This window comes from Mycobacterium sp. NGS17, assembly GCF_059813205.1.
The window spans coordinates 70,627-86,779 of record NZ_JCALED010000009.1 but is presented as its reverse complement, the minus strand read 5'-3'; the positions used below and the strand labels follow the sequence as shown (position 1 = coordinate 86,779).

Sequence of the window (16,153 nt, the reverse complement as noted above, 5' to 3'; positions counted from 1 at the left end):
TCACTGGCGCGCCGCGGCGGCGTTGGCCGCCGCCTGAGCTCGCTGCAATATCGCCGCGACATCGCCGCGGCCCAAGAACATTTCGTCGAAGTACGGTTGCAACGCGTCGTTGCCGGCGGCGAAGCCTGCCCCTCCGGGGGCGGGGATGCGCGGACCGTTCAGCACGGCGAAGAAGGGCGTGACGTCGACACCCCGGGTGGCCCAATACCGGAAGTAGACAGGCTGGGCGGTGGGCACCGCGGGGATTGCCGCGCCGTAGCGCCCCAGGTATTCGTTGCCCTGTTTACTGCCCATCCAGGCCAACACCTGGCGCACGGCGTCGGGGTGCTTCGTCGCCGCATTGCCCGCCGCCGCAATGCCATTGGTGACGCTGACCCGTCCCGCGGGGCCGGCGGGCATCATCGCCACACCCCAATGGAAGCGGGCATCGCGCGCGACCGGCGCCAGGTTGTAGGTGCCGGATTGAAAGAGAGCCATTCTGCCGGCCAAAAACTGATTGCGGGAGAAGTCGCCGTTGTCGTTGGTGTCGGCGGCGGGTGGCGCGACGTGGTCGCGGTTGATCAGGTCGACCAGATACCGGAAGGCCGTCACTGCGGCGGGGTTGTCGAAGGCGAAAGAGTCGCCCCGCTGGAACACGCCGCCGGCCGAACCGATGTAGTTCAGGTAGATGCCCTGGGGATCGTTGGCCGCGTTGTAGGCCCACTGTCGCACCCGCCTCGCGTCGAAATATGGTGTGTCGCCTCGGTTTCCATCGGCGTCGACGGTGAGCCGGCTTAGCAGTGGACGCAAAGTGTCGCCGTCGCCGGGGCTCCACCGCAGCGAGCTCAGCTGGGCCGGATCGACGCCCGCGGCGGCGAGAAGATCTGCGTTGTAATACAACGCGATTCCGGCGTCGGTCAGCTGCGGCACGCCCCACAGCGTGCCGTTTCGAGTGAACTGCTCGACGACCGGTCGCTCCCACTCCGAATCGGCCTTGGGCCCAAGCATTTCGCCGATGTTCAGGAGCCGGCCGCTGTCGGCATACGCCGCGAGGTAGGCGTTGGACAGCCAGAAGATGTCGTCGGCGCTGCCACCGGCCACATCCGTGCGCAGGGTGTTGAAGTAGGTCGAGTACGCCACCAAGTTCAGGTGTACCTCGATGCCGGGATGGGCGCGGTTAAAGGCCTCGAAGGATTGTCGATAGGCCGCACCGAGCTGGTCGCCCCAGACGCGGACCGTGACGACAGTCTTGCCACCATGCGGCTGCGCGGAGTAATCCAGCAGCACCGCCATCGCGGCCAGCAGCACCGCCACCAGCGCGATCGATCCCGCGACCAGTGTGGAAAAGCGCGGCCGCATCACCGTGCGCACCCAGATTGCCATGGGGGTCGTGAATTCGCGGAACGGACAGCCACGGCGGCAATCTCGCCGCATCGCCGCCTCACTTGAGTCCCGAGACGACGATCGAGGCGACGATATGGCGCTGGAAGACCACGAACAGTGCGATCAGCGGGGCCATCGCGACCGTGGTTGCCGCCATCACCAACGTCCATTGGGAATTGAACCGCGACTGCAGGTCGGCGGTCGCGACGGTGAGCACGCGCCACTTGTGGCCGCTGGTGATCACCAACGGCCACATGAAGTTGTTCCACTGCGAAACCACGGTGATCAACGCCAGCGCGGCCAGGACAGCGCGACTGGACGGAATCACCACGTGCACAATTACGTCCAAGGTTTTCGCGCCGTCCAGTCGAGCGGCGTTGATCAGATCGTTCGGGATGATCCGAAAGTGCTCACGCAGCAAGAAGATCGCGTACGGCGAGCCGAACATGAACGGCAGCACCAAGGCCCAAAACGTGTTGCGCAGACCGAGCTGAGCCATCATGAGATACATCGGCACCACCGTGACCGTCCCCGGCACCATCAGCGTCGCGATGTACACCCAGAACAGCGCGTCACGGCCGGGGAACTGCAAACGGGCGAAGGCATATGCGGCCAGCACCGAAAAGGTCAACTGGCCCACCAGAATCACCGCCGTCATCAAGGCGGTCACCGCCGCCGCGCGGCCGAACCCCGCCCCGCCCAGGTTGGCGAAATTCGACAGCGTGGGTGGCCGCGGCAGCTGCAGCGGGCTGCCCGTGACGAACTGGTGTGCAGAGGTGAACGACGTCATCAGTCCAAGCGCGAACGGCGCCAAGGTGATCAACGCGCCCAGCGACAGTCCGGCATAAATCACCGCATTGGACGTGATCCGGCTAGGTGAGGTCATAGCTGATCCGTCTCCGGAAATACAGATGCTGTACCAGGGTGACGCCGATCAGGATCACGAACAGCACCACCGCCATCGCCGACGCCCGGCCGATGGCCGCCGAACCGAAAGCCTCGGCGTAGATGCGATGGGCCACCAGGTCGGTGCTGCCGGCCGGTCCGCCGCCCGTGAGCGCGTACACCATGTCGAAAACCTGTGCCGTGCTGACGATCCCGGTCACCAACACGAAGAAGGTCGTCGGTCGCAGCATGGGCATGGTGATGCGCCAGAACCGCTGCCATGCGGTGGCGCCGTCGGTGCGTGCGGCGGCGTGGACGTCCTCGGGAATCGCCAGCAGGCCCGCCAGAAACGACAACGAGACGTAGCCGACGTTGGTCCACACCACCACGGCCGATACCAGCGGCAGCGCAAAGCTGGGATCCGACAGCCATTCGATGCTGTGCCCCAGCACAGTGCTCACGGCGCCGTCCGTGGGAGCCAGGATCCAGCGCCATAGCACCGCGATGGCCAGCGGCGCGCAAATCCACGGGAGCACGAACAGGGTGCGAAACAGATTGGTGCCGCGAAGCTGCCGCGCCAGCATGGTCGCGGCCAGCAGTCCCAAGACGGTCTGCGCCGGCACCACGATCGCCACGAAGATGACCGTGACGATCAGGGAGTTGCCGAATCCGGCGTCGGTCAGGACCGAGCGCCAGTTGGACAGGCCGACGAAGTGCAGCGGGCCGAGGAGATCCCAGCGGCACAGGCTCAGCCACAGCACGACCAGGATGGGCAGCAGCAAAAAGGCGAGCACGCCGAACAGGCTGGGCGCCAGCAGCGCGTAGCCCAGCGCGGTAGATCGAGGGTGAATCCCGCGTACCGCGCTGGCCATGGAGTAATTAAAGCGGGCGCTGGCGGGGTTTGGGCTGACCGGTCGTTACGGTGGGAGCGTGACACCGAACCGGGGGATCGATGCCGACTTCCTGGACCTGCCGCGCCACGATTTGGCCGAAGCCACGCTCTCGGCGGCCACAGCGGCCGGGGCGACGCACGCCGACCTGCGGGTTCATCGCATCATCACCGAGATCATCCAGCTGCGCGACGGCGAGCTGGAGACCGCGGTGATCAATCGCGAGGTGGGCCTGGCGGTGCGAGTGATCGTCGACGGCACCTGGGGATTCGCCTCGCACGCGGAGCTGGTGCCGTCGGTGGCCGCCGAGACGGCTCGGCGCGCAGTGCACGTCGCGACCACGCTGGCGACGCTGAGCAGCGAGCGCGTCGAGTTGGCGCCCGAACCGGTCTACGCGGACGCGGCCTGGGTGTCGGACTACCGAATCGATCCGTTCGACATCTCGACGACCGACAAGATCGCCGTGCTGGAGGACTACTCCGGTCGGCTGCTGAGCGCCGACGGCGTCAACCACGTGTCGGCGGTGCTGACCGCCGTCAAGGAGCAGACGTTTTACGCCGACACCTTCGGATCCTCGATCACCCAGCAGCGGGTGCGGGTATTGCCCTCGCTGGAGGCGGTGACCGTCGACCCCGCGGCCGGCAGCTTCGATTCGATGCGGACGCTGGTGCCGCCGATGGGGCGGGGCTGGGAGGCCGTGGCCGGCGACGAGGTGTGGAACTGGAGCGACGAGCTGGCGCAGCTGCCGTCATTGCTGGCCGAAAAAATCAAGGCGCCCAGCGTTATTCCAGGGCGCAAAGACCTGGTGATCGACCCGACCAACCTGTGGCTGACGATTCATGAATCAATCGGGCACGCAACCGAATACGATCGTGCGATCGGCTATGAGGCCGCCTACGCGGGAACGTCGTTCGCCACGCCGGACAAGCTGGACACCATGCGGTACGGGTCGCCGGTGATGAACGTGACGGCGGATCGCACCGTCCAATTCGGCTTGGCCACCATCGGTTACGACGATGAAGGCGTGGCCGCGCAAAGCTGGGATCTGGTGCGTGACGGGATCTTCACCGGCTACCAGCTTGACCGGGTTTTCGCCCAGCGGCTGGGCCGGCCGCGCTCCAATGGATGCTCGTACGCCGACTCGCCGCATCATGTGCCGATCCAGCGGATGGCCAACGTGTCGCTGCAGCCCGCACCCGACGACATCAGCACGGACGACTTGATCGGCCGGGTCGAGGACGGGATCTACATCGTCGGCGACAAGTCATGGTCAATCGACATGCAGCGCTACAACTTCCAGTTCACCGGCCAGCGTTTCTTCGCGATCCGTGACGGCCGGCTGGACGGTCAGTTGCGTGACGTCGCGTATCAGGCCACCACGACCGAGTTCTGGAATTCGATGGAGGCGGTGGGGGGCCCGTCGACCTGGCGCCTTGGTGGCGCGTTCAACTGCGGCAAGGCTCAGCCGGGCCAGATCGCGGCGGTCAGCCACGGCTGCCCGTCGGCACTGTTCCGCGGCGTCAACGTGCTCAACACCCGCACCGAGGGCGGCCGATGATCCGCGCCGGCGACGATGCAGAGTGGAGCGATGCTGAGGAGCGGCGCCGATGATCACTGCGCAGCATGTCGTCAACATCGTGCTCGATGAGGCGGCCAAGCTCGGCCGCGCGGACGAGACCATGGTGCTGGTCACCGATAAGGTCGAGGCGACATTGCGCTGGGCGGGCAATTCGATGACTACCAACGGGGTTTCGGTCAGCCGCAGCGTGACGGTGATTTCGGTGGTGCGGCGCGGGTCCACTGCGCGCATCGGCACGGTCGTGTCCGCCGAGGCCGATCCACGAGTGCTGCCCGGGCTGGTTGCGGCATCGCAGGAGGCGGCTAGCGCCGCGCCAGAGGCTGGCGATGCCGCGCCGCTGCTCGCCGATACCGGCGTGCCCGTCGATTGGGACGCGCCGGTGCCGGGCACCGGGCCCCTGGTTTTCTCCGACGTCGCCGACTCGCTGAGCCGTGGCTTCCGCGGCGATGACCGACTTTATGGCTTTGCCCACCATAGTGTTTCGACGACATTCCTGGCGTCGTCGACCGGATTGCGCCGACGTTTCACCCAGCCCACCGGTGCGGTGGAGATCAACGCCAAACGCGGCGATGCCAGCGCCTGGGCTGGCGTCGGAACACCTGACTTCGTCGATGTGCCAACGGATTCGCTGCTCGAGCAGCTCTCGATGCGACTGGGCTGGGCGCAGCGCAGTGTCGAGTTACCGGCGGGCCGCTACGAAACGATCATGCCGCCGTCGACGGTGGCCGACATGATGATCTACATGGCCTGGTCGATGGCGGGCCGCGGCGCCCAGGAGGGCCGGACCGCGTTCTCGGCGCCCGGCGGCGGAACCCGGGTGGGGGAGCGGCTCACCGACCTGCCGCTGACGCTTTTTTCCGATCCCATGGCTCCCGGCCTCGCCTGCACGCCGTTCGTCGCGGTCAGCAGTTCCTCGGAGACGGTGTCGGTGTTCGACAACGGGGCGGAGATCAACCAGGTGGACTGGATCCGCGACGGGGTGATCAACGCGCTGGCTTATCCGCGGGCCACGGCCGCCAAATACGATGCCGACGTTGCAATCGCTGCCGACAATCTCGTGATGACCGGGGGAACGGCCAGTCAGGACGACATGATCGCGGCCACCGAGCGCGGCCTGCTGCTGACCACGCTGTGGTACATCCGCGTCGTCGACCCCACCACGCTGTTGTTCACCGGGCTGACCCGCGACGGCGTCTACCTCATCGAGGACGGCAAGGTGACCGCTGCGGTCAACAACTTCCGGTTCAACGAGAGTCCGCTCGACCTCCTGCGACGGGCCACCGAGGCCGGCGTCAGCGAGAAGACCCTGCCGCGCGAATGGGGCGATTGGGCCACCCGGGCGGCCATGCCGTCGCTGCGGATACCCGATTTCCACATGTCATCGGTGAGCCAGGCCCAGTAATTCTTTGCCGCCCGGCAGCGCACGTTCTAGCGTGTGACGAATGGCGGCTCCGGTTTCTGTTCGCGAAGACCAGCTCACCCGGTTGGTGTCGTTATGCCCCGGTGATGGTCGCACCGCGGCGCTGGTTCGGCGGGTGTGCGCACAGACGATGTCGCTGTCGCCGTTGCCCGCGAGCGTCGAGGTGGGCGAGCCGCAATCGGAAGCCGAGGCCGCCGTCACCGTGTTCGCCGAACAATTCAGCGCCGACGTCTCGTCGGTGACCGCCGAGCAGCGGACGCGGTTGTGGAAGCAGCTAGGGGACCGCACCTTTGGCGTCGTCGTGCAGATGTACCTCGCCGACTTCATTCCCCGGGTACGGGCCGGGCTGGAAGCGCTCGGGGTCGGTGCGCAGTATCTGGGCTGGGTTGCCGAACCGATCAGCTGGGATCACACCACCGAACCGGCGGATCCGGTGTTCAACGACTTTTTAATCGCGGTGGCGCGAATGCGTGCGCTCGACCCCGTGACCTCCGAGCTGGTTCGGCTGCGCGGGGCGGCGCAGCACAATTGCCGCTTGTGCAACTCGCTTCGCGAGGGCGGCGCGCTTGATGCCGGCGGTTCGGAAAAGCTGTACGAGGAGATCGAGCGCTTCGAGTCGTCGAGTTTGCTCGACGACCGCGCTAAAGCAGCGCTGCGCTATGCCGATGCGTTAATTTGGACCCCTGCGCACCTCGCCGCCGATGATGTCGCCGAGGTGCGCTCCCGGTTCTCCGAGGCCGAAGCCGTGGAACTCACCTTCGACATCATGCGCAATGCCAGCAACAAAATAGCCGTGTCGTTGGGCGCTGACGCGCCGCGCGTCGAGAACGGCACAGAACGGTACTTGCTCGACGCCGACGGCCAGACGGTGTTCAGCTGACATTTGCGGATGCGGGCTGGGCGGAGCCGAGCTTTAAGGCTCTTAGCTGTCGGCGCCCCTGACGCCGAGCAGCAGCCGTTTGTCGCGCTTCCGGCGCGGCTTGGCGGCCAGGCCCGCGGTCAGACATCCCGGGCCGAGGGCACCAAATGTTAACCATCCATACACTGACTCGCAAGTGTCCGTTTCCGCTGTATGCGGGGGCCATTCGCTACTTTTAGCCCGGTCGCCGACACTGAAACGACACCGAAAAGTGGCGGTAACCAGATGGCAGCGTGGCCCGAGCACGATTGCCACCGACCGTGCGTCATTGGCCGGCGGTCGTAGGGCTTGTTCAGCTTGGGGTTGCGCCGGAAGCGACTGCGTTCTCGCGCAGAGGGAGGTTCGGAAATGACCAGCACCCGTACACGTTCGCGCGTTCGAGTGTCGTCGGTGTGGGCTGCCGGTGTTGCGTTGGGCGCCTCGATGCTCGGCGGGGCTGTGCTGTCCGCTCCGTTAGCCTCGGCTACCTGCAATTTGAGTCCGGCCGACGATCAGTACATCAAACTGTTGGCGCAGAACAAGATGGTGCACAACGCCGACTACAGCGATTGCCATGAGGCCGCCGAGGGCCGTTGGTTCGCCGATCAGGTGCGGGCCAACCCCAATCCATTCGGCGAGGGCCAGGAGCTGATCAACATGATCACCCGCACCACGCCGATGACCCAGGAGCAGGCGGAGTGGGAGGTCGAGTCGGCCATTTACGTCTACGCGCCCGAACTGATTCCCAAGATCAAAGATCAAGCGGCGAAAGCAAACTGGCCGGCCGAGTCTTAGGCATCCCAGCGTCGTTGCGGCGCAATGGTTTTGTGTTTCAGAACGTCAGCGGCCGTGAGGGCTTTGCTCTCCGGCCGCTTTCGTTTGTCAGCATTGGCTAACTCAGGACTGCCATGATGCACCGTTGATCAACGGCGTCAGCAAGCCGTGTGGCACTGCTGCTTTTGGGCTTCATATCGTTGCCGCATTGAGCCCGAAGAATTTCTCGCACAGTAAGTTTTGGCTGATTGCTGTTCACCCGTTGTTCGTAGGAATCGTCGTTTGCCGCGCTGATCGGCGGTGGTATCCGCTCTCTGCCGCGAGAGAAAAAGTAGCAAATTTCCACGACAAGGGGGTCCGCAGAAGTGACAACGACACGATTGCGCGTGCAGGTGCTGACGGTGGGGGCCGCCGGTTTTGCGCTGGGGGCCGCGATGTTCGGTGGCGCTGCGGTGTCAGCGCCGCGGGCTGCGGCGGCCTGTAATTTGAGTCCGGCAGACGATCAGTACATCAAACTGTTGGCGCAGAACAAGATGGTGCACAACGCCGACTACAGCGATTGCCACGAGGCCGCCGAGGGCCGCTGGTTCGCCGATCAGGTTCGGGCCAACCCCAATCCGTTCGGTGAGGGCCAAGAGCTGATCAACATGATCACCAGAACCACCCCCATGACCCAGGCGCAGGCGGAGTGGGAGGTCGAGTCGGCGATTTTCGTCTACGCGCCAGAGCTGATTCCCAAGATCAAGGCTCAAGCCGGGCAGGCAGGGCCGGCTCCCTCATAGCCGCGCGGGATATGAGGCGGGTCGCCCGCTGGGCGCCTCAGTCCTTAAGGATGTGCCGCCGCCCGACGGACGTTGGTTCCGGTCTTCCGCTACGGTTTCCTACGGAACTACTCCGTCGGGGGCGGTAGCTCAGTTGGTTAGAGCCGCGGACTCATAATCCGTTGGTCGCGGGTTCGAGCCCCGCCCGCCCCACCGAAAAGGTGTATGACCTCGGGTGATGCGTGACACTTCGTCTTCGGCTGATAGGTGACAGTGTTTTGGCTGATGCTTGACAGTTACTTCGGCTGATCCTTGACACTCCCTAGACGAGTGAGTTAACCGTCGCCGAGCAGGTTGGCGGTAATCAGCGATGCGTTGTCGGTGTCGCAGGGGACCGGTCGCACCGGTCGGTGGGTTGTCAGCATAAGTGCCCCGCGGTGTTGGAGTTGCGGCGCTCGCAACCCCACTGGCTCAACTTCTTCGTTCTGCCGCCCAAAGTCACTGAGTGGAATTGACTTTGGTCAACACCAGCGCCGCTTCGTTGTACGGAAACAGGCGGTAGAAGACACCAGATGGCCCCGTGACGAGCGTTGCGGCCGCAGCCTTACTTAGGAGGCGGGGGTTGGCTAGCGCGGTACTCTTGCCGCGCTTGTGCAGCACTGCCTGTCCACCGGCGAATACATTCTTCAACCAGTCCGACTTCAGCCCATACCCGATGAGAAAGACGAAGCCTTCGCGGATGGGAAAAACTAACAGCGGCGTTCGATAACGCCTGCCTGATTTGCGTCCGACATGTTCGAGTGTGCACAGGCCTGGAAGCCACGGCGCGATCGACCGAGCTGCTGGATTGGTGACTTGGCTGTTGAAGTCTGCGACCGCCCTTGGCACCCGCATCATTCCCCCTCGTTCACGACCAACCTGGTGATGTGCCGACTCACGCGGACGCAGGAACGAGGGCGCTGATGTCCTCGCCTTGAAGAAGCCGCACCGTCAGATTCAGGTCGAAATAGTCGGTCCAGCGAGTGATTCTCCCATCGTCATCGACGACGAAGGTCCCCATCACTGGGATGGCCGGCTTGCTTCCGTCGGGAGCCTGAATATAGTCCAGGCGTTCGGTGAGCACCACGCAACCATCGCTCGCGAGGTTGACGATTTCGAAGGCGTAGGCGTCCGGAAACATCGCGAACTGGGCGGCCATGTTCTCTACGATGGCGTCCGGTCCAGTGAAGGCGGGCATTCCCACGTTCTGATAAACGGCGCCTTCGGCGAGGAGAGGACGCAACGCTTCGGCGTCCCGCTGCTCCATCAAGGTACAAAAGTTGCGAACTACGTCGGCTGGTGACGACATGAGTGAATCCCTTCACGGCGTTGAGGTGGCTGACACTGTTTCGGCTGAGACGTGACGGACATTTCGGTTGGTCCTTCACACTTCCTGAGAGTCAGTGATCGTGAATGATCACCCCGCGGATGTTGCGGCCGGCGAGCATGTCGTCGTAGGCCTCATTGATGTCGTCGAGCTTGTACTCGGTGGTGACGGCTTCGTCGAGCAACAGCTTGCCGCTTCGATAGAGGCTGATCAGTCGAGGGATGTCGGCCCGCGGGTTGGCTTCGCCGTACAGGCTGCCCAGCAGGCGTTTCTGGAACAGCGTGAACAACGTCAGCGGCAGCGTCGGCGTCACATCGGACATCGATGCCAGGGCGGTGGCCACCACGGCACCGCCCTTCCGCACCGCGTTGAGCGCGTCGTTGATCATCGCGCCTTCGAGCACGCCTGGCGTGAGGATGGCCGAGTCGGCCATGACTCCGCGCGTAATCTCGCCAACTAACTGCGTTGCTTCCTCCATCGAGGCGGCAAAGTGAGTGGCCCCGAACTGAAACGCTTTGTCGCGCTTGCTCGGCTCGATATCAACCACGACGATTTGCTCCGCCCCTGCCAGCCGCGCGCCCTGAATGGCGCCGCTGCCGATCCCGCCACAACCGACAACAACGACCACGTCGCCGGGACTGACGTTCGCGGTATTGACGGCCGAACCCCAGCCGGTGGTGACGCCGCAGCCGAGCAGACACACGCGCGACAACGGCACATCCTTGTCGATCTTGACGACGGAGGCCTCCGACAACACGCCCCACTGCGCAAAACTACCGACGCCGGAAAGTGCTCCGATGCCCTGGCCGCGGGCTCGGCGCCGGAAGGTACCGTCGGCCTGGACCCCCGCCAGGATGATCGCCCCGTAATCGCAAAGGTTCTGACGGCCCGTGGCGCACCAGCGGCAGCGACCGCACGCCGGCAGGAACGACGTGACCACATGGTCGCCCACCGCTAGATCGCGCACTCCCGGACCAACCTCTTGGACGATGCCCGCCCCTTCGTGTCCACCTATCAAGGGAAAACTCACCCCGAACATGTCGCCGGTGCGGATGTGGTGGTCGGAATGGCAAAGGCCGGTGGCTTCGAACTGGACGAGTAGCTCGCCTTCCTGTGGCGGATCGAGTTCGATCTCTTCCACCGACCACCGCTCGTTCAGCCCCCACAGAACTGCACCATTGCTCTTCATGGCGACTCCTTGATGATATGTATGGCACGCTCGGGGCAGTTCGCGATGGCATTGTGCGCCCGGTCTTCCCATCCGGGAGGAATATTTTCGACGGTGACGAATGCGATTCCGTCGTCGTCGATATCGAAGATCTCCGGATATGTTGCGTAACAACGGCTGTGGCCTTGACACATTTCCGCGTCGACACGAAGCTTCACCGTTCAGTCCAATCCGCCCGGTCGGTTCCCGATGACGCCGTGCTCTGTCAGCGCCGCTATCGATGCGGCGTCGAGGCCGAGTAGGTCGCCGAGGATGCTCGCGTTGTGCTGCCCTAAGGTCGGCGCTGCTGACCGATACCACGTCTCAACGCTGCGGTACTTGAAGGGAATCGCCGGCACGTGATGCCGTCCCACGATGGGATGGTCCAGGCTTTCGAAGAAGCCCCGTGCGGCAAGCTGAGGGTGCATCGAACCCACCCTGGCGTCTGCCAAATCCGCAGCCGGAACACCATATTCAACGAGCAACTCTGCCGCGGCCGCGGAATCCTGGTTGCCGGCCCATTGCTCGAGATGCTTATCGATCACATCGTGTGCCCGCAACCGCCCATCGTGGGTGTCCAACGTGGGGTCACTCGCCCAATCCGGTTCACACAGAGCCGACTTCAGTCGTCGCCACTGCTCATCCGTGGCGACCGAAATCGCCAGCCACCGCTCGGTCCCCTCGCATTGATAGAGCCCTTGTGGGGCGGCGTCGCGGCTCCGATTTCCCAGTCGCGATATCAGGTTCCCGTAGGCGGTGGATTCGACAACCTGCTCGGCGGCTGCGTTGAGCGCGGCCTCAACCATTGAGACTTCGATGAACGAGCCGCGGCCCGTTTGATCCCGTTGGCGGAGGCCGGTGAGCATGGCGAATGCGGAGTGCATTCCTGCCAGTGGGTCACACGGGCCGCGGGGGATTCGCGGCTGGTCGTACTCGTGGCCGGTCACCCAAGCCATTCCGGTCATCTGTTCCATCGTTTGCGCGAAACCCACGTTGTTGCGCCATGGTCCGTCGAGTCCGAACGCAGGCATCCGGACCATCACGATTCGGGGGTTCTGCTCACTGACGGCCTCCCACGTGATGGCGAAATTGTCGAAGACGCGGGGCGAGAAGTTCTCGACCAGAACGTCCGAACATCTGACGAGTCCGAACAACAGTTCCCGCCCGTCGGGAGAGGACAGGTCGAGGGTGAGCCCCCGCTTATTGGCGTTGGTCGCCAGGTACATCCCCGACCGCTCCCACCACTGAGCTTGATCGGCGAACGCTGCGGCCGCCATCCGTGCGCCATCAGGATGGTCCGTCGACTCCAGGTGAATGACCTCAGCGCCGAGCGCGGCGAGAATGTGGGTGGAGGAGGGGCCCGCCCACCACGCTGTCGCGTCGAGAATCCGTACCCCTTCCAAAGGAAGTCGCGGTGCACGGTCGGCGGCGGTCGCAATCCTGCTGTGGGTGGGCGCTTTTGCCATTTCGCCGAGGAAAGGAGCACCGGCTGTTGGGGCGGGTCGTCGGCCATTGATCTGGTAGGGCGCCAACGGGTGGGTGAAGCTGCCGTCGGCATACGTGCCCCACACACCGCGCGCCGCGAACTGAGGGTGGTCCAACACGGTCTGGCCATTGTTTACCGGTGAGACCGGGATCCGCAGATCGGAGGCCAACGCGACGATCTCCTCTGTGGAATGTTGCGTCGTCCATTCCCGCACAATCTGATTCCACTCCTCCCGCCGTTCCCACCGCGTCGTGGCGAGGGCCCACGCCGGGTCATCGTCGAGCAGGTCCAGTCGGCCGATCATCGCCAGGAACGACTCGAATTGTTGGCGGGTATTGGTGTTAAAGCCCACCCATCCGTCCGCGGTCGGTTCGATGGAAGGGGTTTCCACCTGTCGGGCCGGCACGGGCAAAGGGGGACGACCGGCCAACTCGTGGTAGAGGTCGGCGAATCCGCTGGCGCTGAGGTGGCACGTCTCCAGCAACGAGCAGTCGATGATTTCACCAGCACCGCCGAGTTGAACCCGCCGCAATGCGCCAAGCGCCCCAACGGCGGCGTAGCTGGCCATGACCCATTCGAATACTCGACCACCCGCTTGAATGGGTGGTTGGTCCGGACGGCCTCGCAACGCCAGGGTTCCGCTCTCGGCCTGGATCGTGAACTCCGTCGAGGGTCGGTCTCGGTAGGGTCCGGTCAATCCGTACGGAGTCAATGCCACGATCACCAGGTGTGGCGCGCGCCGTAGGAGGGCCTCGCGGTCGAGTGCCCCAGGGCCGAGAGAATCGACGAACACATCGGCGGAAACGATCAGCGCCTCTAGGTCGGTCAGCGAAGTGCCAAGGACTGAACGCTTGCCGGCGTTCAAGAATTTGAACAGCGCGCCGGCGTCGCTTTGCGCGCCAAACGTTCTGCGGCGGAACGGATCCCCGCCTGGATCCTCTATCTTAATGACCTCTGCTCCGAGGTCGGCGAACAACTTGGTGCAGTACGGGCCCGAAATTTCCGTCGCCCACTCGACGACACGAACCCCACGCAGAGCGGTCATCGTGCTGCTTTCCGCGTCAATGTCGGCTGAAGTGAGTTAGCCACCCGGATAAGTGCACACACGCCACTTCCTGTCTTCACGCTCGTGCCGATCGAGCAGGGTGTTCTGCGTCCGCATGGCTGCGGCTTGGTTGGCAACGACGCTAGCGACGGGAAAGCTGACGTGTCAAGTGTGACTCGATAACACTGGCCGCGGTTGAGTCGTTGGGGCTTTCAGTCGGCCGCACGCACCTTGGGGGACCGTTGGACCCGCCCGCTGCGTTTGGCGGGCGGCTTCGTAGTCGACGTGCTTACCCCTTTGGCGAGGATTTGCGATCCCAGTTCGATCTGCGCGCGGATATCTGACTCGGCCGTACCAAACCAGCGCGGTCCGAGGCTCGTTGTGAAGATGATGAAATTGGCCAGCAGCTCGGCGAACAGGTCGGCGTCCACGTCGGCGCGGATCTGCCCCGCGGCCTGGTAGTGGCGAACGCCTTCCGCGATCACGGCAGTACGGCGTGCGTGATTGGGTTGCAGCACCCGCAGCGAGAAGTCGGGATCTGACAACGCCCGACCGGAGATGTCCCAGCCGGGAACGCCGCTGTCCCGGTCATCGATCCTTAATCTCGCAAAGAAAAGCCGCTCGATATAGTCCTCGAAGCGCGTAGGCAGGTCCGCCACGACTTGCTCTTCTGCCTCACTGACCAGGTCCGCGATCTGGCGAGAAACGACTTGCTCGAAGATGCCTCGCTTGTCTACGAAGTAGTGGAACAGCATCGCTTCCGAGCAGTCCGCGCGACGGGCGATCTCCTTCGTCGCCGCGGCCGCGTATCCCGCTTCGGCAAACACCTCAGCGGCGGCTTCAAGGAGGGCTCGTTGTTTGCCGTCCTTGTCGCGAACCCGCCGCCGCGCGCCTGTGGTCATCACACATACTTTAGCGAGCAGCCGCCGGCTGAGGGAAAGCCTGCACGTGTGCCGCCCCTTCGCGCGCACTGCGCGGGCGCGTCGATCCTAACCGCTTTCAGGTAGTTATCGAGTGCGACTTGACTCCCCGGGGTCGACGATTTACTGTGCTGCCAAAGCAGATTTCGGCGTGTGCGAGAAATCCGAGGGCCGGTGCAGATGGCACGTGGACGGCACGATTGCGGCGTGCGTGGAATGTGGCCGGCCCCTCGGTGGTGGCTGTCTGGCCGGGCTGACCGCTGGCGGTGTCTCGAGATCGGCGGGGGCGGAAAGGACTACTCATGGTGAGCAAATCACCGGAGGAACACGCCCGGAACCTCGACCTTCGTCACGAGGATTTCAACGATCAAGAATTCCTCTACGAGGTCTACTCGGTGATGCGGGAGAACGGGCCGTTCAGTCACCAGGACGTGCCATTCCTGGGCCCCACGCCGGGGGGCGCGTGGGTCGCCACCCGCTACGACGACTGTTATGAGATCTTGCGTGATTGGCGCAGCTTCTCCAGCAAGCCCATGGGGCTGCAGGGCAACCCGATGTCGTTCGGCGACATCGTGATCACCCTGGATCCGCCACGGCAGCAACAACTTCGCAAGGTCCTCAACCCCTATTTTTCGCCGGGCCGGATGAAGGAGCTGGAACCCCAGGTGCGTGCGGTCACCGATGGGTTGATCGACAACTTCATCGAACTGGGCCGCGGCGATCTCGCCGACATCGCATGGCAGCAACCTGGGATCGTGTTCTTCCGGTATGTACTCGGCATGCCCGTCGAGGACGTGCCGCTCTACATCGAGACGGCCGACCTCGCGATCAATGGTGAGAGCGAAGAGGTCCGAAACGGTTCGATGACTAATCTGTACCTCCGCGTACGCGAGGAGATCGACAAGCGTCGTAGTGAACCGCCGCGTGACGACCTGATCGACGTCCTACTCGCCGCCGAGATCGACGGCGAGAAATTGAGCTTCGACGACGTTGTCGCCAATGTGATGCTGCTGGTGCAAGCGGGGCTCGAAACGACCTCTAGTGCAATGTCGTTCGCCTTCTTCTATCTGGGCACCCATTCCGCGGACCGCGACCGACTCGTACGCGAAGCCGGGTTGATGCCCGCGGCGATAGAGGAATTCATCCGGTTCGCCGGTTCGGTCCACGGACTGCATCGCTCAGTCGCCGAAGAGGTTGAACTAAGCGACCACAAATTCTGTCCCGGTGAGACGGTCGTCGTGAACTATGCGGCCGCCAACCGCGACGCGCGCGAGTTCGACGAGCCGAACAAGTGCATTCTCGACCGGCAGACAAACCGCCACCTCGGGTTCGGAGCCGGAGTCCATCGCTGTCTGGGCTCCAATCTCGCCCGGCTCGAGTTTCGGGTGGGCGTCGAACAGACCCTGAATCGGATACCCGACTACGCCATCCCCACTGGGGCAAAAGTCGATTTTCACGGGAATTCGGTCACCCGGGGCTACCGCGCCCTGCCCGTCGTCTTCACGCCGGGTGCCCGCATCGGCCGGTAAAAGGCGGCAGGCGACCGCCGAGATCGTCTCG

Annotated in this window: 15 protein-coding genes and 1 tRNA gene; 7 read left to right on the top strand and 9 right to left on the bottom strand. The window is 64.1% G+C overall.

All coding sequences use genetic code 11. The features are described from left to right. The 3 genes from AC5Y7E_RS19305 to AC5Y7E_RS19295 form a co-directional block, all read right to left on the bottom strand. The gene (locus AC5Y7E_RS19305) at window positions 1-1,341 is read right to left on the bottom strand and encodes an ABC transporter substrate-binding protein (protein ID WP_499950501.1); all 1,341 of its coding nucleotides are present in this window, start codon (window positions 1,339-1,341) and stop codon (window positions 1-3) included. 79 nt (window positions 1,342-1,420) lie between these two features. Next, a complete protein-coding gene (locus tag AC5Y7E_RS19300; RefSeq protein WP_499950369.1) occupies window positions 1,421-2,248 on the bottom strand; it encodes a carbohydrate ABC transporter permease in 828 nt (275 codons plus the stop codon). Then, window positions 2,235-3,119 (bottom strand): carbohydrate ABC transporter permease, encoded by an 885-nt coding sequence (locus AC5Y7E_RS19295; protein ID WP_499915575.1) that lies wholly within the window; start codon window positions 3,117-3,119, stop codon window positions 2,235-2,237. The genes AC5Y7E_RS19300 and AC5Y7E_RS19295 overlap by 14 nt, the downstream gene beginning before the upstream one ends. A 58-nt stretch (window positions 3,120-3,177) precedes the next feature. Here AC5Y7E_RS19295 and AC5Y7E_RS19290 point away from each other — a divergent pair, with 58 nt between their 5' ends. The 6 genes from AC5Y7E_RS19290 to AC5Y7E_RS19265 all read left to right on the top strand — a co-directional run bounded on the left by AC5Y7E_RS19290 (window position 3,178) and on the right by AC5Y7E_RS19265 (window position 8,782). Further along, window positions 3,178-4,695, top strand: coding sequence for a TldD/PmbA family protein (locus AC5Y7E_RS19290; protein ID WP_499950368.1), 1,518 nt, complete (start codon window positions 3,178-3,180; stop codon window positions 4,693-4,695). A gap of 49 nt (window positions 4,696-4,744) precedes the next feature. Beyond that, complete coding sequence (locus AC5Y7E_RS19285) at window positions 4,745-6,118, top strand: metallopeptidase TldD-related protein (RefSeq protein WP_499915577.1); 1,374 nt, start codon at window positions 4,745-4,747, stop codon at window positions 6,116-6,118. 40 nt (window positions 6,119-6,158) lie between these two features. Further along, window positions 6,159-7,016 (top strand): carboxymuconolactone decarboxylase family protein, encoded by an 858-nt coding sequence (locus AC5Y7E_RS19280; RefSeq protein WP_499915579.1) that lies wholly within the window; start codon window positions 6,159-6,161, stop codon window positions 7,014-7,016. A 387-nt stretch (window positions 7,017-7,403) separates the two neighbouring features. Continuing rightward, window positions 7,404-7,829, top strand: coding sequence for a hypothetical protein (locus AC5Y7E_RS19275; RefSeq protein WP_499915580.1), 426 nt, complete (start codon window positions 7,404-7,406; stop codon window positions 7,827-7,829). 380 nt (window positions 7,830-8,209) lie between these two features. Further along, the gene (locus tag AC5Y7E_RS19270) at window positions 8,210-8,590 is read left to right on the top strand and encodes a hypothetical protein (protein ID WP_499916705.1); all 381 of its coding nucleotides are present in this window, start codon (window positions 8,210-8,212) and stop codon (window positions 8,588-8,590) included. 118 nt (window positions 8,591-8,708) lie between these two features. Next, a tRNA-Ile gene (locus AC5Y7E_RS19265) sits at window positions 8,709-8,782 on the top strand. Window positions 8,783-9,067: 285 nt separating this feature from the next. Here AC5Y7E_RS19265 and AC5Y7E_RS19260 read toward each other — a convergent pair. The 6 genes from AC5Y7E_RS19260 to AC5Y7E_RS19235 form a co-directional block, all read right to left on the bottom strand. Continuing rightward, complete coding sequence (locus tag AC5Y7E_RS19260) at window positions 9,068-9,463, bottom strand: nitroreductase family deazaflavin-dependent oxidoreductase (protein ID WP_499916707.1); 396 nt, start codon at window positions 9,461-9,463, stop codon at window positions 9,068-9,070. Between the two features lie 40 nt (window positions 9,464-9,503). Further along, window positions 9,504-9,917 (bottom strand): limonene-1,2-epoxide hydrolase family protein, encoded by a 414-nt coding sequence (locus tag AC5Y7E_RS19255; protein WP_499915582.1) that lies wholly within the window; start codon window positions 9,915-9,917, stop codon window positions 9,504-9,506. Between the two features lie 91 nt (window positions 9,918-10,008). Beyond that, window positions 10,009-11,124, bottom strand: coding sequence for an NDMA-dependent alcohol dehydrogenase (locus AC5Y7E_RS19250; RefSeq protein WP_499915583.1), 1,116 nt, complete (start codon window positions 11,122-11,124; stop codon window positions 10,009-10,011). Next, the gene (locus AC5Y7E_RS19245; RefSeq protein ID WP_499950367.1) at window positions 11,121-11,321 is read right to left on the bottom strand and encodes a ferredoxin; all 201 of its coding nucleotides are present in this window, start codon (window positions 11,319-11,321) and stop codon (window positions 11,121-11,123) included. Before AC5Y7E_RS19245 ends, AC5Y7E_RS19250 begins: the two co-directional genes overlap by 4 nt. 3 nt (window positions 11,322-11,324) lie before the next feature. After that, a complete protein-coding gene (locus AC5Y7E_RS19240; RefSeq protein ID WP_499915586.1) occupies window positions 11,325-13,673 on the bottom strand; it encodes a CaiB/BaiF CoA transferase family protein in 2,349 nt (782 codons plus the stop codon). Window positions 13,674-13,885: 212 nt separating this feature from the next. Then, a complete protein-coding gene (locus AC5Y7E_RS19235; protein WP_499915587.1) occupies window positions 13,886-14,575 on the bottom strand; it encodes a TetR/AcrR family transcriptional regulator in 690 nt (229 codons plus the stop codon). A gap of 320 nt (window positions 14,576-14,895) precedes the next feature. On the opposite strand from AC5Y7E_RS19235, the gene AC5Y7E_RS19230 reads away from it, so the two are divergent. Continuing rightward, window positions 14,896-16,122: a cytochrome P450 gene (locus AC5Y7E_RS19230; RefSeq protein WP_499915589.1), complete on the top strand. Its 1,227-nt coding sequence runs from the start codon at window positions 14,896-14,898 to the stop codon at window positions 16,120-16,122. Window positions 16,123-16,153 lie beyond the last annotated feature (31 nt).